Origin of the sequence: Pseudomonas sp. AE27 (genome assembly GCF_037113495.1) — a bacterium.
GTDB lineage: Bacteria > Pseudomonadota > Gammaproteobacteria > Pseudomonadales > Pseudomonadaceae > Aquipseudomonas > Aquipseudomonas palmensis.
This window is the reverse complement of sequence record NZ_CP146966.1, coordinates 3,075,075-3,100,849: the sequence shown is the minus strand read 5'-3', so window position 1 is coordinate 3,100,849 and position 25,775 is coordinate 3,075,075. Positions and strand designations below refer to the sequence as shown.

Below are 25,775 nucleotides of genomic sequence, written 5' to 3'. Positions count from 1 at the left end.
GTTTGTCACCTGTTTTTTTATGCCCGGCCCGCCGCGTCGGCGTTTTTTTCACTTATGCTTTCAAGCAGTTTTTTCACCTGCTCAAGGGGCCCTCAGGGACGTCGATGCGAAGTATCTGGAAGTCTTTTCGCGCGCTGTATTTCGCCGCATTGATGATGTTGATCGGTTCCGGCCTGTTGAGCACCTACCTGGCCCTGCGCCTGGCGGCCGATCAGGTCGACAGCCTGTGGGTCGGTGCGCTGATGGCGGCCAACTATTTCGGCCTGGCGCTGGGTGGCAAGATCGGTCACCGGCTGATCGCCAGAGTGGGGCATATCCGCGCCTACGCTACGTGTGCCGGCATCGTCGGCGCAGCGGTGCTTGGTCATGGTCTGGTCAGCTGGTTGCCGGCCTGGCTGCTGCTGCGGGTGATCGTCGGCCTGGGCATGATGTGCCAGTACATGGTGATCGAGAGCTGGCTCAACGAACAGGCCGACGCCAAGCAGCGTGGGGCAGTGTTCAGCGGTTACATGATCGCCTCCTATCTGGGCCTGGTACTGGGCCAGCTGATTCTGGTGGTTCACCCGCAGTTGGGCCTGGAGCTGCTGATGCTGGTGGCCATGTGCTTTGCGCTGTGCCTGGTTCCGGTGGCCCTGACCCGGCGCATCCACCCCGCACCGCTGCGTCCGGCCCCCATGGAGCCGCGGTTCTTCATCAAGCGCGTCCCCCAGTCGCTGAGTACGGTACTCGGGGCGGGGCTGATCGTGGGGTCGTTCTATGGTCTGGCGCCTCTGTACGCCTCCAAGCAGGGGCTCAGTACAGAACAGGTCGGTGTGTTCATGGGCTGCTGCATCTTTGCCGGCCTGCTGGTGCAGTGGCCATTGGGCTGGTTGTCGGACCGTTACGACCGGGCCGTGCTGATTCGCAGTGTGGCGGTGGGGCTGGCCGTCACCTCCCTGCCATTGGCGCTGCTGCCGAGCGTACCGCTCGAGGTGCTGTTCATCACCGGTTTTGCGGTCTCGCTGCTGCAGTTCTGCCTCTACCCGCTGGCGGTGGCGTTTTCCAACGACCACGTTGAAAGCGAGCGACGGGTCTCGCTCACCGCGATGCTGCTGGTGACCTATGGCGTGGGGGCGAGCATCGGGCCGCTGGTGGCCGGTGTGCTGATGAAGACCCTGGGCGACCAGATGCTGTACGCGTTCTTCTGTTTCTTCGCGCTGGTGCTGGTGTGGCGCATCCGTCCCAAAGCGGTTACCAACCTGCATCAGGTCGAGGATGCGCCATTGCTTCACGTAGCGATGCCGGCGGCAGGTTCACCGCTGTCTGCGGCGCTCGACCCGCGGGTTGATGAGCAGGTGGTGCAGGATCAGATGCAGGCACCGGTAGGTGCCGAAGATACCGAGGAGGAGGGCACGCCCGGGGAGGCTGAGGGCGTCGAACCTGTCAAGCCTGCGCCAGAAGTGTGAGTGGCGTGGGGGGCAGATAGTGGCGAAGGGCTGCGTCTGAGTTCCGCTGGCAGGCGGGGCGCCAGGCGCCCCTTTGCGGATGAATCCGTTGCCGCTGAATGGGTAGCGACCCTTGGAAATGTGAAGCGTGATGTCTATCAGTAATCGTCTTTGTCGAAGCGTCGCGCTTCACGTTGCAGCTGGTACACAAAGCTTTCGATCTTGCGCGCCATCTGTCCTGTCACGTTATGAAAGCGAATGCCGGCGAAGGTGGCGTTCAAGCGCTCTTCATAGTGCAGGTGGCGCAGCTCGACCATTACCTGAGAAAGCCCCAGCGGCAGGCCGGTAGCAAACTTCTCGTAGACCTGGCCCAACTGCAACCGCTCCTCGATATCGCCCTCGAAGCGAAGCTTGCAGCCGGTAGCCGAAATATCCAGCAGCTTGCCCTTGAGCGGGTGCTCGCCACGCAGTTTCTCGCCGTCGAAAATCACGTCGACCAGTTGCGACAGCTTCAGTGCTGCGCGAAACGCATTGCGACGCTGGTGATAGGTAACTTCTGTGGGCAGGCTGCCGCGGTAGCAGCGTGAGCCGTCAGAGGTGCTGATGCTCAGCGGGGTAGTGCAGTCCCAGGCAATGCGCACGCCGTCATGGAAGCCTTCGATACGGAATGGTTCGCCATTTTCGAGGAAGCGTTCGCCATCGCGCGGGATCATTTCGTCCAGGGCCATGCTGTTGCTGTCCCGGTCTACCTCCACCACATAACTCTGGAAGCGCTGGCTGCGTTCGGGGAACGTGATGATCAGTGGGTCATGGCTCTCTAGCAACATCCGCAAATGAGCGGCAATTTCCAAAGGCGTAGTCAGCACCTTCGGAGGCTGAGGAGCTTCTTCGTCATTGAACACGGTTGATGAATCTCCAGGCAAAAACGACACAGGCAATTGCTGGCATTCTGCCAGCATGAATCGTGCCTTGATAGAGGGGGTCACGCCTGGCTGAGTGCACGAGGCTTTGAAAGCGGCGATGTAGTGCCACGGGCATCGTAGAGCGACGGTGATTCGCCACCCATGAGGATCTTGATCTGGTTTTCGGTGGTGTACTGCTGAAGCTGGATCGCCTGGCCGTTGCGTGCGTTGACCGCCTGGCAATCATTCATCAGCGCAGCCAGCACATCGAGCTGCTCGATGAGCAGGGAGCCCAGGTCCGATTGCTCGGCCATGGCCACTACACCTTCGCGGCTTTGCGGCAGGCCCAGGTTCGCAAGCAGCGCACTACGTCGTTGTCCGCCTTGATCGAGCAGCACCACCAGCGATTGCTTGCGGGCCAGAATATTTTCCAGCAAGGGCATGTCGCGGCCATGCAGGGCCACGGCTTCAGCCTGCAACAACTCGAGCAGTTGTTGCGCTGGAGCAATATCATCTTCGATCAGTTGCAGCAGAGTAGTGTCGTGCATTGGCTGGCTCTTGGTTCTAGCGTCCTGAAGTCAGCGCGCCAGAGGGCTAGCGCTGGGCTTCGAAATTAAGCAGTTTGCTGGCGACGCGCTGGGCGTCCACCTGGTAGCTGCCGTCGGCGATGGCCTGTTTCAACTCGGCCACGCGGGCGCTGTTGACAACCGGTTGATCGCGCAGCTTGTCGCTGACCTGTTGCAACTGCTGGGCCTCGTGGCTCAGGTGTACGGCTTCTCCGCTCTGGCCAGCCTCGGTAGCGCTGGTGGCGGTGCGAGCAGTGGCCGTGCTTTCCTGGCTGTTGCCAGTGCGCACGGCGCCCGTCACGGACGGGGAATTATTCAAACGACTGAAGTCGATGACCATGATCAGAAAACCTCTGGGTGTTTGGACGCTTGCCTTGTTTTCGGCCAACCCGAAAGAAACTTTAGACGCAAATGCAGTGCAGCTTGCGCGGCCAGCCCATCAACCCGGTTCGACACAGTTTAGGAAAAGCGGTTCCTGACCGCCAGCCTTGTTTGTTCTGGCGTCGTGCCCCGCTTCACATCGCGACTTCCACCTGCCCTGGTCCAGTGACCCGTGCCTTCACCACCCGTTTGGAGTTCAGATTGCGTACCCGTATCTGTTCACTGATGCCGCCCTTGCTCAAGGCTTCTCCCGGCATGCGCACGCTCAGCGTGCCGCTGCGGGCGATGATGACCACATGATCGCCCTTGCGGACCACTTCGGCCTGCTCCAGATGCAGCGGCGTGAGCACCTGATCGATGACCGTCGGTCGGATGACCTTCAGGCCCACGGCCTGCTCCAGGCTGGTCAGGTAGCCCTGGTTGAGCATGCCCACGTCCCGCTCGCGCAGGCTCACGTCCTGTTCGCCGACCACGCTGTCGCGCTTGAGCGGACGCGCCACGGTCACCACATTGCGAAACAGCCGCACCTGGGCCGGCACGAACACCGTCCACGGAGAGCTGCCATCGCAGCGTACGCGCACGGTCACCCTGCCCAGCGGTTGCGCCGGGCTTTCCAGGGTGGCGCCCAGTTGCTGGTCGCACAGTGGCATGCGCAGGCGCGGGTCGAGGCTGTTGACCTGGATCTCGAAGCGCCCTTCGGTCTGGCTGGTCGCCAGGTAATCCTCGACCGTGAATTCAAGAAACCCCTGAGTGACACCGATAAGCTGTTCAGGCAAGGTGAAAGCGTCAGCCAGAGTTCGAACGCCGGGGGCCAGCAGGCACAGCGCAGCAAGGATGCCGGGCAAGGGGCGGGTCAGGCGTCGGAAAAATGTCGTTTTCGTGTTCATACAGTTAAAAAAGCAAGGCGCGTGCCGACTGCGGTACGACGCTCGAGCATTTGGTCGAGGAGTCTGGCATGGCTGGTGTAATGGATTCGGTTAACCAGCGCACACAACTGGTAGGGCAGAACCGTCTCGAACTGCTGTTGTTCCGCCTCAATGGCGAGCAGCTGTACGGGATCAACGTGTTCAAGGTGCGGGAGGTGCTGCAATGCCCGAACCTGACCGTGATGCCCAAGTCCAACCCGGTGGTGCGCGGTGTGGCGAATATTCGTGGGGCAACCATCCCGATCCTGGATCTGGCGATGGCGACCGGCATGCCCGGTCTGAGTGAAGATGTCAGCAAGAGCTTCGTGATCATCACCGAGTACAACACCAAGACCCAGGGGTTTCTGGTGCACTCGGTCGAACGCATCGTCAACATGAACTGGGAGGAGATCCATCCGCCACCCAAGGGCACCGGTCGTGACCATTACCTGACGGCCGTGACCCGGGTGGACGGCAAGATGGTCGAGATCATCGACGTGGAGAAGATCCTCGCCGAGGTCTCGCCGACCTCCGAGGCGATCTCCCTGGGTGTGGTCGACGAAGAAGTGCAGGTCAAGGCCGTGTCGCTGCGCGTGCTCACCGTGGATGACTCCTCGGTGGCACGCAAGCAGGTCAGCCGTTGCCTGCAGACGGTGGGGGTCGAGGTGGTGGCGCTCAACGACGGCCGGCAGGCGCTGGATTACCTGCGCAAGATGGTCGATGAGGGCAAGCATCCGGAAGAGGAATTCCTGATGATGATTTCCGACATCGAGATGCCGGAAATGGACGGCTATACCCTGACTGCAGAAATCCGCAACGACCCGCGCATGCAAAAGTTGCACATCATCCTGCATACTTCGCTTTCCGGCGTCTTCAACCAGGCCATGGTCAAGAAGGTGGGCGCGGATGATTTTCTCGCCAAGTTCCGGCCGGATGACCTGGCGCAACGCGTGGTCGACCGGATCAAGGCCACCCACTAACGGCCAGGGCTCGTCCCTGGCGTTACACATGATTTAAGAGGCGGCATCATTGTCTACGGGTAATTTGGATTTCGAACAATTCCGGGTCTTCCTGGAAAAAGCCTGTGGCATCCTGCTGGGCGAAAACAAGCAGTATCTGGTCTCCAGCCGTCTCAACAAGCTGATGGAACAGCAGGGCATCAAATCGTTGAGCGAGCTGGTGCAGCGGATCCAGACCCAGCCGCGCAGCGGCTTGCGCGAGCAGGTGGTCGATGCGATGACCACCAACGAAACCCTGTGGTTTCGCGACAACTATCCGTTCGAGGTGCTCAAGAACAAGGTCTTGCCCGAGCAGATCAAGGCCAACCCTGGCCAGCGCCTGCGCATCTGGTCGGCGGCCTGTTCGTCGGGGCAGGAGCCGTACTCGATCTCCATGGCCATCGATGAGTTCGAGCGCAGCAACATCGGGCAATTGAAGATGGGCGCGCAGATCGTCGCCACCGACCTGTCCGGCTCGATGCTGGCCAACTGCAAGACCGGTGAGTACGACAGCCTGGCCATTGCCCGTGGCTTGTCCCAGGAGCGCCTGCAACGCTATTTCGACCCCAAGGGGCCGGGGCGCTGGGCAGTCAAGGCCCCGATCCGCAGCCGCGTCGAGTTTCGTTCGTTCAACCTGCTCGACAGCTACGCGAGCCTGGGCAAGTTCGACATCGTGTTCTGCCGCAACGTGCTGATCTACTTCTCCGCCCAGGTGAAGAAGGACATCCTGCTGCGCATTCACGGCACGCTCAAGCCCGGCGGTTACCTGTTCCTGGGGGCGTCCGAGGCGCTCAACGGGCTGCCCGACCATTACCAGATGGTGCAGTGCAGCCCGGGGATCATCTACCAGGCCAAGTGAAACGAAAAAGGCCGGTGTCGCGAGACACCGGCCTTTTTCATGCAGCTGTCCCGTCCTGAATAAGGTTTACACCTCCCATCCCGAATTTCCGGAGAGTCAGATGGAACAAGGTGTAAAGCGCACACAGCGTGATTACTCACTGTCTTTTAAATTGGCGGTGGTTGATCAGATTGAAAAAGGCGAACTGACCTACAAGCAGGCCCAGGTGCGGTATGGCATCCAGGGACGGTCGACGGTTCTGGTATGGTTGCGTAAGCACGGTCGGCAGGATTGGAGCCAGGGGGCTTCGATCCGCGACGAGAGGAGCTGCGCGATGTCTGACCCCAAAACGCTCACTCCAGAGCAGCGGATCAAAGAGCTTGAGCAGCAGCTTGAGCTGATGAGCCAGAAGGCCCAGTTCTTTGAAACGGTCGTTGATGTTCTGAAAAATGACTATGGTGTCTCGGTCGTAAAAAAGCGATCCGGCAAGTCCTCTCGCAAGGTCAAGTCGCAGGACTGAGCATTGCCAGGGCTTGTCAGTTTCTAGGCATCAGTCGACAGGCTTACTACAAGCGCAACCGAGCTGCTGATGGCAAAGAGCGCCAGGCAGATCGGGTGGTTCAGTTTGTTCAGCAAGTCCGGCTGCGCCAGCCCCGTCTGGGTACCCGTAAGCTGCACTATTTGCTGCATTGCCAACCTGACAAACGATTCCAGGTCGGCCGAGATAGGCTGTTTCAGGTCTTGGGAGAGCGCCGTTTGCTGGTACTGCCCAAGCGGGCATACCACAAGACAACACAGAGCTTTCATCGCTTCTACCGCCATCCCAACTTAATCAAGCCCGGTCCAAGCCAAGTCGTCCCGACAAGGCCGGAGCACGTCTGGGTTGCCGACATTACTTATCTGCCCGCACGCAACGGCCCGCTGTACCTGAGCCTGGTAACGGACGCGTACTCCAGGAAAATTGTTGGTCACCACGTCCATGAAAGCCTGCATGCCGAGTCAGTAGCGCAAGCCTTCAAGCAGGCCTTACGAAAGCGACGTCATCGCCAGCCATTAGTCCACCATTCGGATCGAGGCATCCAATATTGCTCGGCGCTATACCAGTCACTGCACCAACGGCACGGCGTTCAGTGCTCCATGACTGATGGGTATGACTGCTACCAGAACGCGCTGGCTGAGCGAATCAACGGAATCCTCAAGATGGAGCTGCTGTTGAGCAGCCCTGAAGATCTGGAGCAAGCGAGGCAGATGGTTGATGAGGCAGTGCAGATCTACAACACAGAACGGCCCCATATGGCCCTGAAAAACAAAACGCCCGATGCGGTGCATCAGGCGTTTTGAGGCCTATCGGCCTACCTGAACAGGTGTAAACCTATTTCAGGACTAGACAAGCTGCTGTCATCGATCAGAAGTCGTAACGCACCTTGGCCGAGAACACATCGGCGTCAAAGCCCGATTTGCCGATGTAGTCGTAGTTCACGCCCAGGGTCACCGCGCCCAGCTTGTAGTCGGCGCCTACGCCGGCTTCGTAGCTGTTGCGCACGGCCTTGGCGCCGCTGGTGACGAACGGGGTGCTACCCAGCAGGAAGGTCGAGGTGCTCTTGGCTTCGTCCGCCGCGAAGTCATGGTATGCCATCAGGCGAGCCTGTGGCTGCAGGGTGCCGGCGCCCAGCGGATACTCGCCGGCAACGCGCAGGCCTGCGCCCAGCTCGATGGCCTCGTAGCGCTGGTCTTCGACCTTCAGTGCAGCCGACGAACCCTTCTCGCGGTAACCGTCGATGTTCACCAGGCTGTAGCGTGCGGCAATGCGCGGCTCGACCAGCATCTGCGGGTTGATGTGATAGGTGTAGCCACCCACCACGTTCAGGCCCAGCAGGTCGCTGTCGTAATCGGCCTTGGCCGAGGTGCCGGCAATCTTGCGTTTGCTGTCGTTGTCGTTCAAGCCATAGCTCAGGCTGGCATCGACGAAGTAGTTGCCCTGCTCGAAGCCGCCGTACAGCGTGAAGGCGTGGCTGTCCACCTTGGTCTGGTTGCCGCTTTTGCCGTTGACGTCGGTGTTGATGAAGCTGTACGCCAGGCCCAGGGTCAGATTGTCGTTGAGCTTGCCGTCGGCACCCACCGCGATGCCGCGGCTGTAGGCGTTGTAGCCGGCCACGCCGTCGCGCAGGTCCTGGCTGGCATCGCTGTAGAGGGTCTGCACCCACACGCCGGTGTCCTTGAACGCTTCGCCCGAGGAGGCGCCACGCAGGCTGCTGGTACGGCTGCCGGTGACATTGCTCACCAGGTTCTGGCTGGTGGTGGCTGCCTGGGTGGCGCCGCCGTTGACTTCAGGTGTCAGTTGCTCGGCCAGCTTGGCCAGCTGGGCCTCGTCGGCATTGGCGAAAGCTTGCAGCAGCGGGTCGTTGGCGCTCAGTTTGCTCAGGATGCTGTCGCGGTTCAGGCTGCCCAGGGCCAGTTGGCTGTTGGCCGAGGCACCCTGGCCGACCAGGATGTCGGTGACTTCTTCGGCGCCCTTGCCGGTGACGGTAGCCACCAGCTTGTTGTCCTGCAGGCTGTAGCTGTCGATCTTGAGCAGGGCCGAGCTGCTCACCAGGTTCAGCTTGCCGTTGGCGTCGACATTGTCGGAAGCGTCCAGCAGATCGATGCGCCCGGCCTGGAACAGGTTGTACGTGCTGCCCTGGGCGCTGAAGTCGCTGCCCTGTGCGGCCAGGCGAATCTGTGCGCCCTTGCCGAACTCGGCAGTACCGCTGACGGCCACCACGGCGGTGTCGGCACGGGTGGCGCTGCTCAGGTTCAAGTCCAGCGACGAGTTGCCGGCCACGTACAGGTTGCCGTCGATGGTGGTGTGCGGCTGCACGAAGTTCAGGTGCGCTGGCGCATTGCGGCTGACGCTGCCCACGTCCATCCAGCCGCCCTGGCGCAGACGGATGTTGGCACCGTCGCTGCTGCTGTCGGTGCCGCTGAAGTCCACCTTGCCGTACACCTCGACGGTGGTCAGGTCGATCAGGTTGCCGGTGATCTTGCTGCCGTCCAGCAAGGTCAGGTACACGCTGCGCTCGGTTTCGGAGGCATCGACCGCTTCGTCTTCGGAGATCAGCGTGCCGCTGTTGACGATTTCCAGCCCTGCATAGCTGTTGTACAGCGGGTTGTCATCGTAGGCATCGATGTCGAAGTTGCCGATCACGATGGCCGCATCGGTCGCCTTGATGGTGCCGGTGTTGACGATCTGGCGCTCGGCGGTGGTGAAGCTGGCGCCGTCCACACGGATGCCTTCGGCGTCATCGCCGGTGGCGATGATGGTGCCGTTGTTGACGATGCCGGCCAGGTCGACCATGTCCACATTCTGCCCGTTGAAGCTGGTAGTGGCGTCGATGGCGGTAGCGCCGTTACCGGTAACCTGGATCAGGCCGTTGTTGATCAGCTTGCCGTCGATACGGCCGCCTTCCAGGTTGATGCCCTTGGCGCTGGTGCCCTTGGCGATGATGCGGCCAGTGGTGTCATTGAGCAGGTCGCCCTTGATCGTGCCGGTGAAGTCCAGTGCACGGGCCACGTCCATTTCGCTGCCGTCGAGCAGCGGTTCGCCGGTAGCGCTGAGCAGGCCCTGGTTGATGACGCTGCCATTGATGGTGGCCGGGTCGATCATCAGGGCATTGGAGCCGCCGCCCACGGCGCTGATGCTGCCCTTGTTGATCAGGTTGCCGTCGATCTGGTTGCTGGCCCAGCTGCTGCCGTCTTCCCAGGCGTCCAGGTCGATGCCGCCGGCAAAGTCGCCGCTGCTGTTGATCGTGGTGTTGAGAATCAGGTCGCCCTTGACGTGGTTACCGTTGAATTCGATCGCGTCTTCGGCGGCACTGCCGGTGTAGGCGCCAGTGAATTCGAGGTTGCCTTCGTAGGTCTTGTGCTCGCTGATGAAGCCGGCATCGGTCAACTTGATGGTCTGGGCGCCGACAGGCAGGGCGGTGGCAGTGATTGCCAGGGCGAGCAGGGTCTTGCGAAACATCACAGGAGTCACGGTTTATTCCTTAAACACAGCGTATTGAATTCGGCGCTTGCCTGCGTGGCGTGACGGCTGTGCGGTGATAGCCAGATGCCACGTAGCGGAGCGGGACGGATCTTAGATGAGAGATGGCGAATTGACATTAAAATTTGACGCCAAAAGGGCGCAGGGTGGGGTTGCCGCTGCCAGGCAATTGCCGCTTTGCCGGTGTCTGGCGGAAATCCGTTGCCGCTTTTCTGGCATTGCCATGGCTGGCAAGCGCGGCAAAGCCCCGGCTTTGCTGGGTTTTGTGTTTTGGCACGGGACTTGCTCTATCACCGGCAACGAACCCTACGGTCAACCTTCAAAGGTTTCCCCGACATGAGCATCAGTTTCGACAAAGCGCTTGGCATTCACGAAAAGGCACTGGGCTTTCGCGCCCAGCGTGCCGAAGTGCTGGCCAACAACATCGCCAACGCCGACACGCCCAACTACAAGGCGCGCGACATGGACTTCTCGTCCGTGCTGGCGGCCGAGACCGACAAGGTCAAGAACGGCCATTTCTCCCTTGAGCGCACCAACACCCGGCACATCGAGGCCCAAGGCCTGGCGATGGGTGACGAAACCCTGCAGTACCGCACGCCCATGCAGCCCTCGATCGATCAGAACACCGTTGACGCGCAGCTCGAGCAATCCAGCTATGCCGAGAACGCCGTGGGTTTCCAGGCCAGCTTCACGCTGCTCAACAGTAAATTCAAAGGGCTGGTGTCAGCCCTGCGCGGAGAGTAAGTCATGTCCCTTGCCAGCGTTTTCAACATTGCCGGTAGCGGCATGAGCGCGCAGACCACGCGCCTGAACACCGTTGCCTCCAACATCGCCAACGCCGAGACCGTTTCCTCGAGCATCGACCAGACCTACCGTGCCCGCCACCCGGTGTTCGCCACCACGTTCCAGCAGGCCCAGAATGGCGTCAGCCAGTCGCTGTTCCAGGACCAGGGCGAAGCCGGGCAGGGCGTTCAGGTACTGGGTGTGGTCGAAGACCAGAGCAACCTCGAGGCGCGCTATCAGCCCAACCATCCGGCGGCGAACAAGGACGGCTACGTCTACTACCCGAACGTCAACGTGGTCGAGGAAATGGCTGACATGATCTCCGCCAGCCGCTCGTTCCAGACCAACGCCGAACTGATGAACACGGCCAAAACCATGATGCAGAAGGTCCTGACCCTGGGTCAGTGATAAGGGGCGTTTTTTATGGCTGATGTAAACCTGAACGACGTCATTTCCAATTCCGGCGTCAAGAAGTCCAGCAATACGAACGCGGCAAGCGGCCTGGGCGGCAAGACCGCCAACGGCCAGACCCTGGGCAAGGACGCGTTCCTTCAGCTGCTGGTTACCCAGATGCAGCACCAGAACCCGCTCGACCCGCAGGACAACAGCGAGTTCGTGGCCCAGCTGGCGCAGTTCTCCAGCCTCGAAGGCATCACCTCGCTGAACGATTCGGTCAACGCCATCACGGGGGCCATGGGTTCCTCGCAGGCGCTGCAGGCCTCCGGGCTGGTCGGTCGCTCGGTGATCACCCAGGCCGACAAGGCAGTGGTCGACACCACCAAGAGCTTCACTGGCCAGGTGGTGGTCCCGCAGTCGATCACTTCGGGCACCGTCACTGTCACCGACAAGGATGGCAAGACCATCAAGACCATCGACCTGGGCGAGCAGAAGGCCGGCAATGCCGACTTCATCTGGGACGGTACCAACGAGAAGGGCGAAAAGGTCGACCCGGGTACCTACACCTTCACGGCCAAGACCACCGTCGATGGCAAGTCGGCCGAGATGTACACCCTGCTGCCGGCCACCGTCAGCAGCGTCACCATCAGTCAGACCGGCGGCGAGCTGATGCTCAACCTCGCTGGCCTGGGCAGCGTTGCGCTGTCCAAAGTCCAAACTATCGGTATATAGAGCCGGCTAACGCGGCACAAGGAGTGGAAAGATGTCTTTCAATATCGGCCTTAGCGGTCTCTATGCAGCCAACAAGCAACTGGCTGTCACCGGCAACAACATCGCCAACGTTTCGACCACCGGCTTCAAGGCCTCGCGCGCCGAGTTCGCCGATGTGTACTCGGCCAGCAAACTGGGCGTGGGCAGCAAGACCGTCGGCAACGGCGTGCGTCTGGCTGCAGTCTCCCAGCAGTTCGGTCAGGGTGACATCAACAACACCGGCAACGTACTGGACATGGGTATCCAGGGCCAGGGCTACTTCGTCCTGAGCGACAACGGCTCGCTGAGCTACACCCGTTCCGGTGCGTTCCAGACCAACAAGGACAACTACGTGGTGACCTCGGACGGTATCCGTCTGCAAGGTTACGCGGCCGACGTCAACGGCAAGATCATCAAGGGCGTGCTGACCGACCTGAAGATCGACACCTCCGCGCTGGCGCCAAAGACCACCACGCTGATCGATCAGGGCATCAACCTGAACTCCTCGGCGCCGTCGATCCCGCTGCAGGTACTGGATGACAGCACGCCGCCGGTGCTGGTGGATAACAAGACGTTCGACCCTTCGGACGAGAGCACCTACACCAAATCGTTCCCGACCAAGATCTACGACAGTCAGGGCAACGAGCACACGATGGAGCAGTTCTATCGCAAGACCGGTGACAACCAGTGGACCACCTACACGCTGGTCGATGGTCGCAACCCGTTCGACCCTACCAGCACCAAGCCACTGTCCGGCACCATCAGCTTCAATCCTGATGGCAGTGTCAAGGCCATGACTGCCGACAATACCGGTCACCCGGCGGGCTCCGAATTCACCGTGGTCAACAACAACTTCACCATGAAAGGCTGGGTGCCGGCGTCCTACGACAAGGCCACCGACAAGTGGGCGTCCAACGGTTCGGCCGGCAATGCCGACGGCATCCGTATGAACATGACCAGCACCACGTCGTACAACACCGACACTGCTCGCATGTCCCAGGCGCAGGACGGCTATGCCACCGGCATCCTGTCCAGCCTGAGCATCGACTCCACCGGTGTGATGTTCGCCAGCTTCAGCAACCAGCAGTCCCGCGCCATCGGCCAGGTCGCGATTGCCAGCTTCGCCAACGAGCAGGGCCTGGAGCAGCTGGGTGGTACCCGCTGGAAAGAGACCTACGCCTCGGGCATCCCGGGTATCGACACCCCGAAGACCGGTACCCTGGGTTCGATCGAGTCCAATGCACTGGAAGCGTCCAACGTCAACCTGACCATGGAGCTGGTCGAGCTGATCAAGGCGCAGAGCAACTTCCAGGCGAACTCCAAGACCATCTCTACCGAAAGCACCATCATGCAGACCATCATCCAGATGACCTGATGATCGCCTGATGGAATGAGCATGGACGAACCCCTTTCTCGGAAGGGGTTCGTTGTTTCGGAGGCAGTAGAAATGAAGTGCGCACTCGCAATCGTGGGCTTCGCCTTGCTGGTGGTGGCTGTGCAGGTCGGCGCCGACATGGCCGCCTGGTATCGCTGGGAAAGCCAGGCCGATGGCCGGCTCGTCTGTTCGCAGGTTTCGCCGGGCGAGGGCTGGCGTCGGTTTGCCGGGCCTTTCAACAATGGCGCTTGCCGTGACAACTGAGGTTTGCCGCTAGCGGCAAGCTGGCGCCGTATTTTCGACGGTGCATCGCACGCGCAGGCGCTGGCCTGTGCTCCAGCCCCCGCATTGACGGGGCTTTACCCCTGTTTTGCAGAGTTGGTTTGAAACTTGCTTGAGTGACCGGCAAAGCAGCGGTGAACGGCAAGTGTTCGCCAGCGCAGCGGAGGATGATCTGTGGACAAGATGCTTTACGTGGCCATGACCGGTGCCAGCCAGAACGCACTGGCGCAACGGGCGCATGCCAACAACCTGGCGAACATTTCCACCAGCGGCTTTCAGCGCGACCTGGAGCAGGCGCGCTCGATGCCGGTGTTTGGTGACAGCTTTCCGGCGCGTGCCTATGCCATGACCGAACGTCCTGCCACCGATTTCAGCCCCGGTGCCATGCAGGAGACCGGCCGCGACCTGGACATCGCCATTGGTGGTGACGGCTTCATCGCCGTGCAGGCCCCGGATGGCAGCGAAGCCTACGTGCGTACCGCCAGCCTCAACATCGATGCCCTGGGCGTGCTGCGCGCGGGCAACGGCATGCCGGTGATGGGCAATGGTGGCCCGATTGCCGTGCCGCCCGAGCAGAAGGTCGAGATCGGCCAGGACGGCACCATCAGCATTCGCGCCATGGGTGAAGGCCCGCGGGTGATGGCCGAGGTCGATCGCATCAAGCTGGTCAACCCCGACGTCAAGACCCTCAACAAGGGCCTGGACGGCATGATCCACACCAAGAGCGGCCAGCCTGCCGATGCCGATGCCAACGTGCAGGTGGTGTCCGGTTTCCTGGAAGCCAGCAACGTCAACGCCGTCGAGGAAATGACCTCGGTGCTGGCGCTGTCCCGTCAATTCGAACTGCACGTCAAGATGATGACCACGGCCAAGGAAGGCGACGAAGCCATGGCTCGGGTTTTGCAAATCGGCTAATTACACAGACGTAGCGCCGTAAAACAGGCGCACGAGGAGAACAGCATGCTTCCGGCTCTTTGGGTCAGTAAAACCGGTTTGTCCGCCCAGGACACCAACCTGACTACCATTTCCAACAACCTGGCCAACGTCTCGACCACCGGCTTCAAGCGTGATCGTGCCGAGTTCCAGGACCTGCTCTACCAGATCAAGCGCCAGCCAGGTGCACAGTCGACCCAGGACAGCGAGCTGCCATCGGGTCTGCAGGTGGGTACTGGTGTGCGCATCGTCGGCACCCAGAAAAACTTCAGCACCGGCAGCCTGCAAACCACCGAGAACCCGCTGGACATGGCCATCAACGGTCGCGGCTTCTTCCAGGTACTGCAGCCAGACGGCACCGTTTCGTACAGCCGTGACGGTACCTTCCACCTGAACTCCGATGGCCAGGTGGTCACCGCCAACGGTTTCGCCCTGGAGCCTGCCGTGGTCGTGCCGCCAGACGCGCAGACCTTCACCGTGGGCCAGGACGGCACCGTATCGATCACCACCGCCGGCAACCCGGCCGCGCAGATCATCGGCAACATCCAGACCGCCGACTTCATCAACCCGGCCGGCCTGCAGGCCATGGGCAACAACCTGTTCCTGGAAACCGCCGCCAGCGGTGCGCCGCAGATCGGCACGCCGGGCCTGAACGGCTTCGGTACCACCCTGCAGCAGACCCTGGAAAACTCCAACGTCAGCACCGTGGAAGAGCTGGTCAACATGATCACCACCCAGCGTGCCTACGAGATGAACTCCAAGGTGATTTCCACTGCCGACCAGATGCTCTCGTTCGTTACCCAGAACCTGTAAGTGAAGCCCCAGGGGCGCTGATGCGGCGCCTGTTACACCGTGAGGTCAGAGTCATGAGCCGTTTGTTGTCCGTATTCGCCCTGGGTGGGGTGGTGTTGCTGGCCGGTTGCGTCGCGCCGACGCCAAAGCCCAACGACCCGTACTACGCGCCTGTGTTGCCGCGTACACCCCTGCCTGCAGCGGCCAACAACGGCTCCATCTACCAGGCCGGTTTCGAGCAGAACCTGTACAGCGACCGCAAGGCGTTCCGGGTGGGCGACATCATCACCATCACGCTCAACGAGCGTACCCAGGCGAGCAAGAACGCCAACTCGCAGATCGCCAAGAACAGCAAGGCCGAGCTTGGCCTGACCTCGCTGTTCGGTGCCGGGGTCAACACCAACAATCCGTTTGGCGACGGTGACCTGAGCCTCAGCGCCGGCTACAGCGGCGACCGCGCCACCAAGGGCGACAGCAAGGCGGCCCAGGGCAATACCCTGACCGGTTCGATCACCGTCACCGTGGCCGACGTGCTGCCCAACGGCATCATCGCGGTACGCGGCGAGAAGTGGATGACCCTCAACACCGGCGACGAGCTGGTGCGTATTGCCGGCATGGTGCGCGCCGACGACATCGCCACCGACAACACCGTGCCGTCGACCCGGGTCGCCGATGCGCGCATCACCTATTCGGGCACCGGCTCGTTTGCCGATGCCAGCCAGCCCGGTTGGCTGGACCGCTTCTTCATCAGCCCGCTTTGGCCTTTCTAGGTTCGGATGATCATGTTCAACATCAAGCAGCTGATTGCCGCGACTGTCCTGTTGTCCACCGCGTTCGGCGTACACGCCGAGCGCCTCAAGGACATCGCCAGCATTTCCGGCGTGCGTACCAACCAGTTGATCGGCTACGGCCTGGTGGTGGGGCTCAACGGCACGGGTGACCAGACTACCCAGACCCCGTTCACCCTGCAGACCTTCAACAACATGCTCTCGCAGTTCGGTATCAAGGTGCCGCCGGGCTCGGGCAACGTGCAACTGAAAAACGTCGCGGCAGTGTCGGTGCACGCCGACCTGCCGGCGTTCGCCAAGCCGGGCCAGGTGGTGGACATCACCGTGTCGTCCATCGGCAACTCCAAGAGCCTGCGCGGCGGCAGCCTGCTGATGACCCCGCTCAAGGGTATCGACGGCAACGTCTACGCCATTGCCCAGGGCAACCTGGTGGTGGGCGGCTTCGATGCCGAGGGCCGTGATGGTTCCAAGATCACCGTCAACGTGCCATCGGCCGGGCGTATTCCGGGCGGTGCATCGGTAGAGCGCTCGGTGCCGAGCGGCTTCAACCAGGGCAACAGCCTCACCCTTAACCTCAATCGCCCCGATTTCACCACCGCCAAGCGTATCGTCGACAAGGTCAACGAACTGCTCGGCCCGGGTGTGGCCCAGGCGCTGGATGGTGGCTCGGTGCGCGTCACCGCGCCCCTGGACCCGAGCCAGCGCGTCGACTACCTGTCGATCCTGGAGAATCTCGAGATCGACCCCGGCCAGGCAGTGGCCAAGGTCATCATCAACTCGCGTACCGGTACCATCGTGATCGGCCAGAACGTCAAGGTATCGCCAGCGGCGGTCACCCACGGCAGCCTGACCGTGACCATCACCGAAGACCCGATCGTCAGCCAGCCCGGCCCGTTCTCCAATGGCGAGACGGCGGTGGTGCCGCGCTCGCGGGTCAACGCCGAGCAGGAAGCCAAGCCGATGTTCAAATTCGGGCCGGGCACCACGCTCGACGAGATCGTGCGTGCGGTCAACCAGGTGGGCGCGGCCCCCGGTGACCTGATGGCGATTCTCGAAGCCCTCAAACAGGCCGGCGCGCTGCAAGCCGACCTGATCGTGATCTGAGGGGCTGGTCATGGATATGCCTAAAAGCGGCATCAGTGCCGCCGACAGTGGTGCCTACACCGACCTCAACCGCCTCAACTCGCTCAAGGTCGGTGATCGCGACAGCGACGCCAACCTGCGCAAGGTCGCCCAGGAATTCGAGTCGCTGTTCCTCAACGAGATGCTCAAGTCGATGCGCTCGGCCAGCGATGTGCTGGCCAAGGACAACCCGCTCAATACCGAAACCACCAAGCAGTACCAGCAGATGTACGACCAGCAGTTGGCGGTGAGCATGTCCCGCGAGGGCGGCGGCATCGGCCTGCAGGATGTGCTGATGCGCCAGCTGTCCAAGCAGAAGGCCACCAACGCTGCAGCGGCGGCCAGCAGCCCGTTCCCGCGGGTCGACCTGCAGCAGCGCAGCCTGTGGGCGACCAAGGTGGCCGAGCCACTGCGTGATGCAGCCAGCACCAGCCACCGCAACGACATGGCGGCGCTCAATTCGCGGCGTCTGGCATTGCCCGGCAAGCTCACCGATCGCCTGCTGGCCGGTATCGTGCCGTCGGCAGATGGCACGCCAGCCACCACCAATACCGCCGCGTTGCCGCAGCGCACCACGGCCATGACCGATGCGCTGGTCAAGGGCGACTGGGCCCCGGCCCAGACTTTTGCCGCGCCGGGCTCGATGCGTATCTACGGACGTGCCGTGGCGCAGCCGCCACTGGCCCCGGCCAAGCGCGCGTTCGATTCCAGCGACGAGTTCGTCACCACCATGCTGCCGATGGCCGAGCAGGCCGCCAAGCGTATCGGCATCGACCCGCGGTACCTGGTGGCACAGGCCGCCCTGGAAACCGGCTGGGGCAAATCGGTGATGCGCCAGGCCGATGGCAGCAGCAGCCACAACCTGTTCGGCATCAAGGCCACCGGCAACTGGAAAGGCGATCAGGCACGTGCGATCACCAGCGAGTTCCGTGACGGGCAGTTCGTCAAGGAAACCGCTGCGTTCCGTTCCTATGACTCCTACCAGGACAGCTTCCACGACCTGGTGAGCTTGTTGCAAAACAATGCTCGCTATAAAGATGCGGTAAATGCGGCCGATAAGCCTGAACAGTTTGTGCGAGAGCTGCAGAAGGCCGGGTATGCAACCGATCCGGACTACGCCAGCAAGATCTCGCAGATCGCAAAACAGATGAAGTCGTACGAGAGCTACGCAGCTGTCGCTACTACAACGAAACTATAAGGTTTGAATTATGGCGAGTTTGATCAATATCGGCTTATCCGGTGCCAGCGCTGCCCAATCGGGCATGCACACCACGGGTAACAACATCGCTAACGTCGATACCGCTGGTTACTCGCGCCAGCAGAACATTCAAAACTCCAAGAGTTCGATCCGCGAAGGCCAGGTGTTCATCGGCACCGGCACCACGCTGGCCGATGTGCGCCGCGTGTACAACAACTTCCTGGAAAACCAGCTGCGTACCACCAACTCGCTGAGCAGCGAGGCCAACGCCTTTCTCGACCAGGTCAGCCCCACCGACAAGCTGCTGTCGGACAAGGACACCGGTATCACCGGCGCCCTGCAGAGCTTCTTCACCGCCCTGCAGAGCGCTGGCGCCAAGCCGACCGAAGACGCCTCGCGCCAGTTGCTGCTGACCAGCGCCCAGGCACTGAGCAAGCGCTTCAACACCATCGCCGCGCAGCTCAACCAGCAGAACACCAACATCAACGGCAACCTGTCGTCGATGGCCACCCAGGTCAACAACCTGACGGCCACCATTGCCAACTACAACGACCAGATCTCCCGCGTGTCGTCATTGCAGGGCAGCCCCAACGACCTGCTCGACAAGCGCAACGAAGCGGTGCGCCAGCTCAGCAACCTGGTGGGCGTGGATGTGGTCGAGCGCGAGGGCAACCTCGACGTGTACCTCAAGAACGGCCAGTCGCTGGTGCTCGGCAAGACCACCAACACCCTCGAGACGGTGAACAGCCCGACCGACCCGACCCGTTCCAACCTGGTGCTCAACCGCGGCACCACCAAGATCGACATCACCAACAGCGTCAGCGGTGGCGAGATCGGCGGCCTGATCACCTACCGCAATGACGTGCTGGAACCGGCGCTCAACGAACTCGGCCGTGTGGCCCTGGTGGTGGCCGACCGGATCAACAGCCAGCTGGCGCAAGGTATCGACAAGAACGGTGACTTCGGCGCGACCCTGTTCAACGATATCAACAACGCCACCATGATGGCTCAGCGCAGCATCGCCAAGGCGGGCAACAACGCCGCCACCGGCAGCCTTAACGTCAACATCAAGGACACCGGCAAGCTGACCACCAGTGACTACCAGGTGACCTTTACCGACGACAACAACTACACCGTCACCCGGCTCCCGGGTGGCACTGCAGTGGGCTCCTACAAGCTGGACGAGACGCCACCGCCGGTGATCGACGGCTTCACCCTGGAAATGAACGGTGGCCTGCCCAGCAAGGGCGACTCGTTCAAGATCACCCCGACCCGCGGTGCTGCGGGCAGCCTCGACACCGTGCTCACCGACCCCAAGCGCATCGCGCTGGCGGCGCCGCTGACCGGCACCAGCGGTGCAGGCAACCAGGGTACCGGCATCATCGGTCAGCCCAACCTGACTTCGATGATCGACATCTACGACTCGGCCCAGCGCATCGAGCTGCAGAACGGCCTGAAGTACTCGACGCCGGTCAAGCTGGTGTTCGGTGATGAAAGCACCAACCCGCAGACCTACAAGATCCACAACGCCCAGGGCGATGAAATCGGCAGCGGTACTATCATTCCGGGCCAGGAAAACAAGCTGCAGATCAACGTGCCGATGGTCGATGCCAGCGGCAACCCGGTGGGTACGCCACAAAAGAACATCACCTTTGAAATGACCGTGGCCGGTTCGCCCAAGCAGGGCGACAACTACACGGTGGGCATGACCGGTGCCGGCTCGGCCGACAACCGCAACGGCCAGGCGGTGATCGATCTGCAGACCAAGGCCACCGTCGACGTCGGCCCCAACGGCAAGGGCATCAGCCTGACCGACGCCTACGGCAAGCTGGTGGAGAACGTCGGCGGCAAGGCGGCCCAGGCCAAGCTCGATACCGAGGCCACCGGAGCCCTGCAGAAGTCTGCGGTAGCCGCCAGCGCTTCGGTGTCCGGCGTCGACCTGGACGAAGAAACCGGCAACCTGATCAAGTTCCAGCAGTACTACACGGCCTCCTCGCAGATCATCAAGATCGCGCAGGAAATTTTCTCCACGCTGATCAACAGCCTTTAAGGAGTCGTAGATCGTGCGCATTTCCACCGCCCAGTTCTACCAGACCAGCACCTCCAACTATCAGGCTAACTTCGCCAAGGCCGTGGAGTCCCAGCAGCAGGCCAGTGACCAGTTGCGCGTACGTACCGCCGCGGACGACCCGGTCGGTGCCGCGCGCCTGCTGCAACTGGAACAGCAGAACAACCTGATCACCCAGTACAGTGGCAACATCTCCAGTGCACGCTCCAGCCTGGGCACCTCCGAGGCCACCCTCAACAGCATCACCAATGTGCTGTCGCGGGTGAAGGAGCTGGCGATCGGCGCCGGCAGCGGCAACATGACCGACAACGATCGCAAGGCCAACGAGCAGGAGTTGTCGCAGCTCGAAGAGCAACTGTTCAGTCTGATGAACAGCCGCGACGAGAACGGCAAGTACATCTTCTCGGGTTCGCGTGGTGACACGCAGCCGTTCGAACGCAATGCCGATGGCACCTACTCGTACAAGGGCGACCAGAGCACCACCAACCTGCAGGTTGGTGACATGCTCAGCGTGGCCACCAACGAGACCGGCTACGACGTGTTCCAGAAGGCGCTAAACACCAGCCGCAGCCAGACCACCATGACCGCGCCTGCCAACCCGGCCGACGTGCGTGTCAACCTGTCCAATGGCCAGGTCTCCGGCAGCTCGACCTACAACGACCTGTTCCGCAGCGGCGAGCCGTACAAGATCGAGTTCGTCAGCGCCACCGAATTCAAGATCACCGACGTCAACAACGTCGACCGTACCCTGGAAGCCACCAATGGCGGGGTCTTCAACCCGAAGGGCGGCAACACCACCATCAATTTCCGCGGCGTCGACATCCGCATGGAAGTCGGCCTGCAGGGCGACGAATTGACCGACCCCACCGCCGCTGACGACGCGGTGCGCGGGCACGAGTTCACCCTCGCTTCCAAGCCCGACGAAATCACCGGCACCCGCAGCCCCGGCAACGTGTCGCCCGACGGCCAGCTCAGCGGCCTGTCGATTGCGGACAAGGCAAAATACGACGCTGCGTTCCCCGGTGGCGGTGCGATCGTCAAGTTCACCAGCGACACCACGTTCGATGTCTATGCGCAGCCGATGACTGCCGACAGCCGTCCTGTGGGCAGCGGTGATACCACCGTCAGCCCGACCCGTGTGGCCGGCGTCGACTTCACCTTCACTGGTACTCCGAAAGATGGCGACCAGTACTCGGTGCAGGTCAACAACCACCAGAACCAGAACGTGCTCGACACCATCCATCAGTTGCGTACCGCGCTGCTGACACCTGTCGACAACGATCCGACAGCCCGCCGCAACTTCCTCGCGTCGATGGACTCGGCTATCTCCAACCTGGCCAGCGCAGCGGACAAGATCGCCGAATCCATCAGCTCCATCGGTGGACGCGGTGCGGCACTGGATGTGCAGGCAGAAACCAACGAAGCCTTGCAGTCGGCCAACACCATCACGCAGAACTCGATCCGCAACGCCGACCCTGCCGAGACGATGATCCGTCTCACGCTTCAGCAGAACATGCTGCAAGCCTCGCAACTGGCCTTCAGCAAGCTGGCCGCGCTCGGGCTGTTCAACCGGCTCTGATTGACCCTTTTCTGCAGTACCCACCCGGGGGCGCTCAGTCGCCCCCGGGGTTTTCTCCAGGTCTATCTCAATGAACGAACTGCCGCTCGTCAGCATCGCCATCCCCGCGTTCAACCCCGAATTTTTCAGCCGCGCCCTGCACAGTGCCATTACCCAGCGTTATGCCAATGTGGAAGTGGTCGTGTGCGACGACAGCCAGGGTGACGAGATCAAGGCGATTTTCGACCTGTGGGCAGGCCAGGCCACGTGCGCGCTGCGGTATGTGCGCAACCCGTCGACGCTGGGCTTTTCGCGCAATGTGCTGATGTGCCTGGAGCAGGCGCAGGGTGAATTCATCAAGTTTCTCTGCGATGACGACTGGCTGGTGAGTGACTGCATCGCTCAGTCGGTGCAGGTGATGCTCGACTGCCCGGATGTGAATGTGCTGGTTCACCATCGGCTGATCTGCGCGGCGGACGAGACGCTGCTGCCCATGCGCCCGGCCAACTGCATGATTTCCCCCAGCAGTGCGGTGATCAACGGCGGCGATTTGCTGGAAGCGCTGGAGAGCAGCCTGCCGAACCTGTTCGGTGGCATCAGCCATGCCCTGGTGCGCCGCGCCCAGGTTCAGGCATTGCTGCCGCAACTGGTGCAGGACGGCGAGGGCTTTCGCGCGCGTCTGGTCGAGGCACTGTTCATCTGCCTGCTGCGCCATGGCCATCTGGCTTACCTGAACACCATGCTCAGCCTGGAGCGCGTTCACCCCGGGCGCTTGAGCCATCACCCCAGCATGACCCTGGCTTTCGCTACCGAAAGCGAGTGGTTGCGCCAGATGCTCGCCTCGCGCACCAGTGAACCGGCGCCGGCCAGCGGTTGGGTGCGGCACATACCACTGGAGCTCTACACCGCCGGCGCTGACAAGGCCTGGGAAGAGTTCGAGCTGACGCGCCTGTATGCGCGCCAGGTCGCCAGTTTTCAGCAACAGGTCGGCACCAGCAGCCTGAGCTTCACCGAGCTGTACGGCGAGTGGCTGGGGTGTCGGGTATTGTCGGCGGCGCAGCTTGACCTGCTGCCCAAGCGCATTGCGCAATGGCCGCGTCGCCCGCGCATCGACGTGCTGGTGCTCGCTGCCCAAGACGATGGCGTGGCACTCAAGGCCACGCTGGACAGCCTGGAGCAACAGTCCTATGCCGCTGCGGCCATTTGCGTGCTGGGCCCGGCAGCGCTGCAACCGTTGAACCCCAAGTTCGTGCAGGTGCACGCCCAGGGCCACGCCATCGAGCAGCTCAATGACTGCGTGACCCGCGATGGGGCGGGTGACTGGGTATTCCTGCTGCGTGCAGGCGACTGCCTGCACCCGCATGCGTTGGTCATCATGGCCGAGCGCATGGCACTGCAACCCGACTGCGCGTGCCTGTACACCGATGAAGGCACCCACGACAACCTGCAGCCCAGCCAGCCGATCTTCAAGCCGGACTTCAACCTGGACCTGATGCGCAGTGTTCCCTACGTAGGCAGGCTGCTGGCCTTCGATACCGCCCGGGTGCGTGAGCAGGGCGGTTTCGACCCGCAGTTCGAGTCGCTGGCCCCCCACGACATGCTCTGGAAACTGGTCGAGAGTCAAGGGCTGGGCGCGGTGGGGCATGTCGCCGAGCTGCTGGTGCAATGTCGCTACGGCTATGAGGCCTGGCAGCGGGAAGCAGCCTGTGCCGTACAGGCACCCAGGGTGCTGCGTGCGCATCTGGCACGCCTGGGCGTCGAGGCCGAGGTGGTCAGCGCCGAAGGCTCGATGTTTGCCCACGTGCAGTATCGACATTCCGATACGCCGGCGGTGTCGATCATCGTTGCCGCAGGCGATGACGTAAAGGCACTGACGCGCTGCGTCGAATCGATTTTCGAGCACACCGCCTACCGCAACTACGAGATCCTGATTGCTGTCAGTGGTCGTGAGTCGATGCCAGTACAAGGCTGGCTGGCTGCAATGCAGGGGCTTGGCAGCGAGCAGTTGCGCATTGTGCCGGTAGCCTCGGCGAATGGCCCGGCGCTTTACAACCAGGCCAGCCTGCAGGCGCGTGGCAGCTACCTGCTGTTGCTCGATTCGGACTGCGTGTTTTTCGACGCGCAATGGCTTGATGAACTGGTAGGTCAGGCCCAGCGTCCAGAGGTCGGCATCGTCGGGCCAAAATTGTGCAACCAGACTGGCAACGTGACCGGAGCAGGCCTGGTGCTGGGGCTGCACGGCCTTGCCAGCAGTCCGTTTTTCGGCCAGCCTGCAGACGCCAATGGCTACATGAATCGGTTGGCCTGCGTGCAGAACTACAGCGCCGTGAGTGGCGTCTGCCTGATGGTACGTCGCGAGCTGTTCGACCAGCTTGGCGGTCTGGACGGCGAAACCTTCTCGACCGGCTTGAGTGATGCCGACCTTTGCTTGCGTATGCGCGACCATGGCTATCTGATCGTCTGGACTCCCTTTGCGGTGGTTGCCAAGGTCACTTCGCAGACGGTGGCCCTGGACGAGCAGCACAAGGACAGCTTCTACGAGCGCTGGCTGCCGCGCGTGGCCAATGACCCGGCGTACAACCACAACCTCAGCTTGCGCATGGCCAGTTTCAACCTGGAGCCGGGCCTGCGCGAGGGATGGGTGCCGTTCATCCAGCCGGTGCTGCCTTTTGTCATGGCCTTGCCAATCAACACCACTGCGGTCGGACACTATCGCGTCAGCCAGCCGTTCAAGGAGCTGGAACGGGCCGGCTGGATACAGGGACAGTTGAACTATGTGCTGCCGAGCATGGTGGAGCTTGAGCGTTGCAAGCCGGATGTGATCATCCTGCAGTGCCGCTATACCACCGGCTCGCTTGAGGAGATGGCGCGCATCCAGCGACTTTCTTCGGCTCGGCGGATCTACGAGATCGATGACTACATCATCGATGTGCCCGAGAAGAATGAACACCGGCGCAACATGCCCGGCAACATGCGCGAAATGGTCAGCCGCGGTATCGCCCTGTGTGATCGGGTGGTGGTCTCCACCGAGCCACTGGCCGACGCGCTGTCGAGCATGCACCGGGATATTCGCGTGGTCCCCAACATGCTCTCGCGCTCGTTGTGGGGCGGCCTGAAGGGGCGCCGCCAGACGTCGGCGCGTCCGCGTGTCGGCTGGGCGGGCGGTACCAGTCACCGCGGCGACCTCGAACTGCTGGCCGAGGTGGTCAAGACCTTGGCCAATGAGGTCGACTGGGTGTTCTTCGGCATGTGCCCGCAGCTGCTGCGTCCCTACATCAAGGAGTTTCATGCCGGCGTGCCGCTGCACCTGTACCCGCAGAAGCTGGCGGGCCTGAACCTCGATCTGGCGCTGGCGCCGCTCGAGCAGAATCTGTTCAACGACTGCAAGAGCAACCTGCGCCTGCTGGAATACGGTGCTTGCGGTTTCCCGGTGATCTGCACCGAGACCAAGGCCTACGGTGGTTACCTGCCCTGTACGCGGGTCGCCAGTAACACCACCGAGCAGTGGCTGGACGCGATCCGCATGCACCTGGCAGATCCGCAGGCCAGTTATCGCCAGGGCGATGCGCTACGCGAAGCGGTACTGCGTGACTACGTACTCAATACACACAATCTGCAGCAATGGGCCAACGGCTGGTTGGCCGATTGACCTCCACCGGCCGGCAAGTCGCCTGGCCGGGCATCCAACAACAGAG

23 protein-coding genes are annotated in these 25,775 nt (G+C 61.9%); 17 read left to right on the top strand and 6 right to left on the bottom strand.

Annotated elements, in window-relative coordinates:
• The first annotated feature begins 104 nt into the window (after positions 1-104).
• Positions 105-1,445 carry an MFS transporter gene (locus tag V9K84_RS14115; RefSeq protein WP_043861774.1) on the top strand — a complete coding sequence of 447 codons (1,341 nt, stop codon included), beginning with the start codon at positions 105-107 and terminating at the stop codon, positions 1,443-1,445.
• A 137-nt stretch (positions 1,446-1,582) separates the two neighbouring features.
• Here the strand turns inward: V9K84_RS14115 and V9K84_RS14110 are convergent, their stop codons facing one another.
• The 4 genes from V9K84_RS14110 to flgA form a co-directional block, all read right to left on the bottom strand.
• On the bottom strand, positions 1,583-2,326 hold the full coding sequence (locus V9K84_RS14110; RefSeq protein ID WP_043861775.1) for a flagellar brake protein: 744 nt from the start codon (positions 2,324-2,326) through the stop codon (positions 1,583-1,585).
• A gap of 80 nt (positions 2,327-2,406) precedes the next feature.
• Positions 2,407-2,874, bottom strand: a complete 468-nt coding sequence (locus V9K84_RS14105) for a flagellar protein FlgN (protein ID WP_043861776.1) — start codon at positions 2,872-2,874, stop codon at positions 2,407-2,409.
• A gap of 46 nt (positions 2,875-2,920) precedes the next feature.
• Complete coding sequence (flgM, locus tag V9K84_RS14100; RefSeq protein ID WP_043861777.1) at positions 2,921-3,232, bottom strand: flagellar biosynthesis anti-sigma factor FlgM; 312 nt, start codon at positions 3,230-3,232, stop codon at positions 2,921-2,923.
• Positions 3,233-3,407: 175 nt separating this feature from the next.
• Positions 3,408-4,160, bottom strand: a complete 753-nt coding sequence (gene flgA, locus V9K84_RS14095; protein WP_043861778.1) for a flagellar basal body P-ring formation chaperone FlgA — start codon at positions 4,158-4,160, stop codon at positions 3,408-3,410.
• A gap of 68 nt (positions 4,161-4,228) precedes the next feature.
• Here flgA and V9K84_RS14090 point away from each other — a divergent pair, with 68 nt between their 5' ends.
• The 3 genes from V9K84_RS14090 to V9K84_RS14080 all read left to right on the top strand — a co-directional run bounded on the left by V9K84_RS14090 (position 4,229) and on the right by V9K84_RS14080 (position 7,355).
• Positions 4,229-5,158 (top strand): chemotaxis protein CheV, encoded by a 930-nt coding sequence (locus V9K84_RS14090; RefSeq protein WP_043861779.1) that lies wholly within the window; start codon positions 4,229-4,231, stop codon positions 5,156-5,158.
• 49 nt (positions 5,159-5,207) lie between these two features.
• On the top strand, positions 5,208-6,035 hold the full coding sequence (cheR, locus tag V9K84_RS14085; RefSeq protein ID WP_043861780.1) for a protein-glutamate O-methyltransferase CheR: 828 nt from the start codon (positions 5,208-5,210) through the stop codon (positions 6,033-6,035).
• A gap of 100 nt (positions 6,036-6,135) precedes the next feature.
• A protein-coding gene (locus V9K84_RS14080; protein WP_338790690.1) for an IS3 family transposase occupies positions 6,136-7,355 on the top strand; the annotation gives its coding sequence in 2 pieces (ribosomal slippage) (positions 6,136-6,484 and positions 6,484-7,355; 1,221 coding nt in all).
• Between the two features lie 64 nt (positions 7,356-7,419).
• Here the strand turns inward: V9K84_RS14080 and V9K84_RS14075 are convergent.
• On the bottom strand, positions 7,420-10,014 hold the full coding sequence (locus V9K84_RS14075; RefSeq protein ID WP_088515593.1) for an autotransporter outer membrane beta-barrel domain-containing protein: 2,595 nt from the start codon (positions 10,012-10,014) through the stop codon (positions 7,420-7,422).
• A gap of 139 nt (positions 10,015-10,153) precedes the next feature.
• The gene (locus V9K84_RS14070) at positions 10,154-10,312 is read right to left on the bottom strand and encodes a hypothetical protein (RefSeq protein WP_157811455.1); all 159 of its coding nucleotides are present in this window, start codon (positions 10,310-10,312) and stop codon (positions 10,154-10,156) included.
• Between the two features lie 59 nt (positions 10,313-10,371).
• Here V9K84_RS14070 and flgB point away from each other — a divergent pair, with 59 nt between their 5' ends.
• The 13 genes from flgB (at position 10,372) to V9K84_RS14005 (ending at position 25,729) form a co-directional block, all read left to right on the top strand.
• Positions 10,372-10,779, top strand: a complete 408-nt coding sequence (flgB, locus tag V9K84_RS14065; protein WP_054915646.1) for a flagellar basal body rod protein FlgB — start codon at positions 10,372-10,374, stop codon at positions 10,777-10,779.
• 3 nt (positions 10,780-10,782) lie between these two features.
• The gene (gene flgC, locus V9K84_RS14060; protein ID WP_043861782.1) at positions 10,783-11,226 is read left to right on the top strand and encodes a flagellar basal body rod protein FlgC; all 444 of its coding nucleotides are present in this window, start codon (positions 10,783-10,785) and stop codon (positions 11,224-11,226) included.
• 15 nt (positions 11,227-11,241) lie between these two features.
• A complete protein-coding gene (flgD, locus tag V9K84_RS14055) occupies positions 11,242-11,946 on the top strand; it encodes a flagellar hook assembly protein FlgD (protein WP_043861783.1) in 705 nt (234 codons plus the stop codon).
• A 31-nt stretch (positions 11,947-11,977) separates the two neighbouring features.
• Complete coding sequence (gene flgE, locus V9K84_RS14050; protein ID WP_088515594.1) at positions 11,978-13,339, top strand: flagellar hook protein FlgE; 1,362 nt, start codon at positions 11,978-11,980, stop codon at positions 13,337-13,339.
• 21 nt (positions 13,340-13,360) lie between these two features.
• Positions 13,361-13,603, top strand: coding sequence for a hypothetical protein (locus V9K84_RS14045; RefSeq protein ID WP_229590460.1), 243 nt, complete (start codon positions 13,361-13,363; stop codon positions 13,601-13,603).
• A 192-nt stretch (positions 13,604-13,795) separates the two neighbouring features.
• Positions 13,796-14,536, top strand: coding sequence for a flagellar basal body rod protein FlgF (locus V9K84_RS14040; protein ID WP_043861786.1), 741 nt, complete (start codon positions 13,796-13,798; stop codon positions 14,534-14,536).
• A 45-nt stretch (positions 14,537-14,581) separates the two neighbouring features.
• On the top strand, positions 14,582-15,367 hold the full coding sequence (gene flgG, locus V9K84_RS14035) for a flagellar basal-body rod protein FlgG (RefSeq protein WP_043861787.1): 786 nt from the start codon (positions 14,582-14,584) through the stop codon (positions 15,365-15,367).
• A 53-nt stretch (positions 15,368-15,420) separates the two neighbouring features.
• Positions 15,421-16,116: a flagellar basal body L-ring protein FlgH gene (gene flgH, locus V9K84_RS14030; RefSeq protein WP_043861788.1), complete on the top strand. Its 696-nt coding sequence runs from the start codon at positions 15,421-15,423 to the stop codon at positions 16,114-16,116.
• 12 nt (positions 16,117-16,128) lie between these two features.
• Positions 16,129-17,238: a flagellar basal body P-ring protein FlgI gene (locus V9K84_RS14025; RefSeq protein WP_054915656.1), complete on the top strand. Its 1,110-nt coding sequence runs from the start codon at positions 16,129-16,131 to the stop codon at positions 17,236-17,238.
• A gap of 10 nt (positions 17,239-17,248) precedes the next feature.
• Positions 17,249-18,454, top strand: a complete 1,206-nt coding sequence (flgJ, locus tag V9K84_RS14020; RefSeq protein ID WP_043861789.1) for a flagellar assembly peptidoglycan hydrolase FlgJ — start codon at positions 17,249-17,251, stop codon at positions 18,452-18,454.
• 10 nt (positions 18,455-18,464) lie between these two features.
• Positions 18,465-20,504 carry a flagellar hook-associated protein FlgK gene (gene flgK, locus V9K84_RS14015; protein WP_054915644.1) on the top strand — a complete coding sequence of 680 codons (2,040 nt, stop codon included), beginning with the start codon at positions 18,465-18,467 and terminating at the stop codon, positions 20,502-20,504.
• 13 nt (positions 20,505-20,517) lie between these two features.
• The gene (locus V9K84_RS14010; RefSeq protein ID WP_043861791.1) at positions 20,518-22,101 is read left to right on the top strand and encodes a flagellar hook-associated protein 3; all 1,584 of its coding nucleotides are present in this window, start codon (positions 20,518-20,520) and stop codon (positions 22,099-22,101) included.
• A gap of 70 nt (positions 22,102-22,171) precedes the next feature.
• Positions 22,172-25,729 (top strand): glycosyltransferase, encoded by a 3,558-nt coding sequence (locus V9K84_RS14005; protein ID WP_088515595.1) that lies wholly within the window; start codon positions 22,172-22,174, stop codon positions 25,727-25,729.
• Positions 25,730-25,775: the final 46 nt, after the last annotated feature.

Excerpts from the sequence above, each read along its gene's own strand:
- V9K84_RS14105 (WP_043861776.1), bottom strand. The coding sequence starts at position 2,874 with ATGCACGACACTACTCTGCTGCAACTGATCGAAGATGATATTGCTCCA.
- V9K84_RS14025 (WP_054915656.1), top strand. The coding sequence starts at position 16,129 with ATGTTCAACATCAAGCAGCTGATTGCCGCGACTGTCCTGTTGTCCACC.
- flgE (WP_088515594.1), top strand. The coding sequence starts at position 11,978 with ATGTCTTTCAATATCGGCCTTAGCGGTCTCTATGCAGCCAACAAGCAA.
- V9K84_RS14005 (WP_088515595.1), top strand. The coding sequence starts at position 22,172 with ATGAACGAACTGCCGCTCGTCAGCATCGCCATCCCCGCGTTCAACCCC.
- flgD (WP_043861783.1), top strand. The coding sequence starts at position 11,242 with ATGGCTGATGTAAACCTGAACGACGTCATTTCCAATTCCGGCGTCAAG.
- flgJ (WP_043861789.1), top strand. The coding sequence starts at position 17,249 with ATGGATATGCCTAAAAGCGGCATCAGTGCCGCCGACAGTGGTGCCTAC.
- flgA (WP_043861778.1), bottom strand. The coding sequence starts at position 4,160 with ATGAACACGAAAACGACATTTTTCCGACGCCTGACCCGCCCCTTGCCC.
- V9K84_RS14115 (WP_043861774.1), top strand. The coding sequence starts at position 105 with ATGCGAAGTATCTGGAAGTCTTTTCGCGCGCTGTATTTCGCCGCATTG.
- V9K84_RS14075 (WP_088515593.1), bottom strand. The coding sequence starts at position 10,014 with ATGTTTCGCAAGACCCTGCTCGCCCTGGCAATCACTGCCACCGCCCTG.
- flgB (WP_054915646.1), top strand. The coding sequence starts at position 10,372 with ATGAGCATCAGTTTCGACAAAGCGCTTGGCATTCACGAAAAGGCACTG.
- V9K84_RS14090 (WP_043861779.1), top strand. The coding sequence starts at position 4,229 with ATGGCTGGTGTAATGGATTCGGTTAACCAGCGCACACAACTGGTAGGG.
- flgC (WP_043861782.1), top strand. The coding sequence starts at position 10,783 with ATGTCCCTTGCCAGCGTTTTCAACATTGCCGGTAGCGGCATGAGCGCG.
- flgK (WP_054915644.1), top strand. The coding sequence starts at position 18,465 with ATGGCGAGTTTGATCAATATCGGCTTATCCGGTGCCAGCGCTGCCCAA.
- flgM (WP_043861777.1), bottom strand. The coding sequence starts at position 3,232 with ATGGTCATCGACTTCAGTCGTTTGAATAATTCCCCGTCCGTGACGGGC.
- V9K84_RS14045 (WP_229590460.1), top strand. The coding sequence starts at position 13,361 with ATGGACGAACCCCTTTCTCGGAAGGGGTTCGTTGTTTCGGAGGCAGTA.
- flgH (WP_043861788.1), top strand. The coding sequence starts at position 15,421 with ATGAGCCGTTTGTTGTCCGTATTCGCCCTGGGTGGGGTGGTGTTGCTG.
- flgG (WP_043861787.1), top strand. The coding sequence starts at position 14,582 with ATGCTTCCGGCTCTTTGGGTCAGTAAAACCGGTTTGTCCGCCCAGGAC.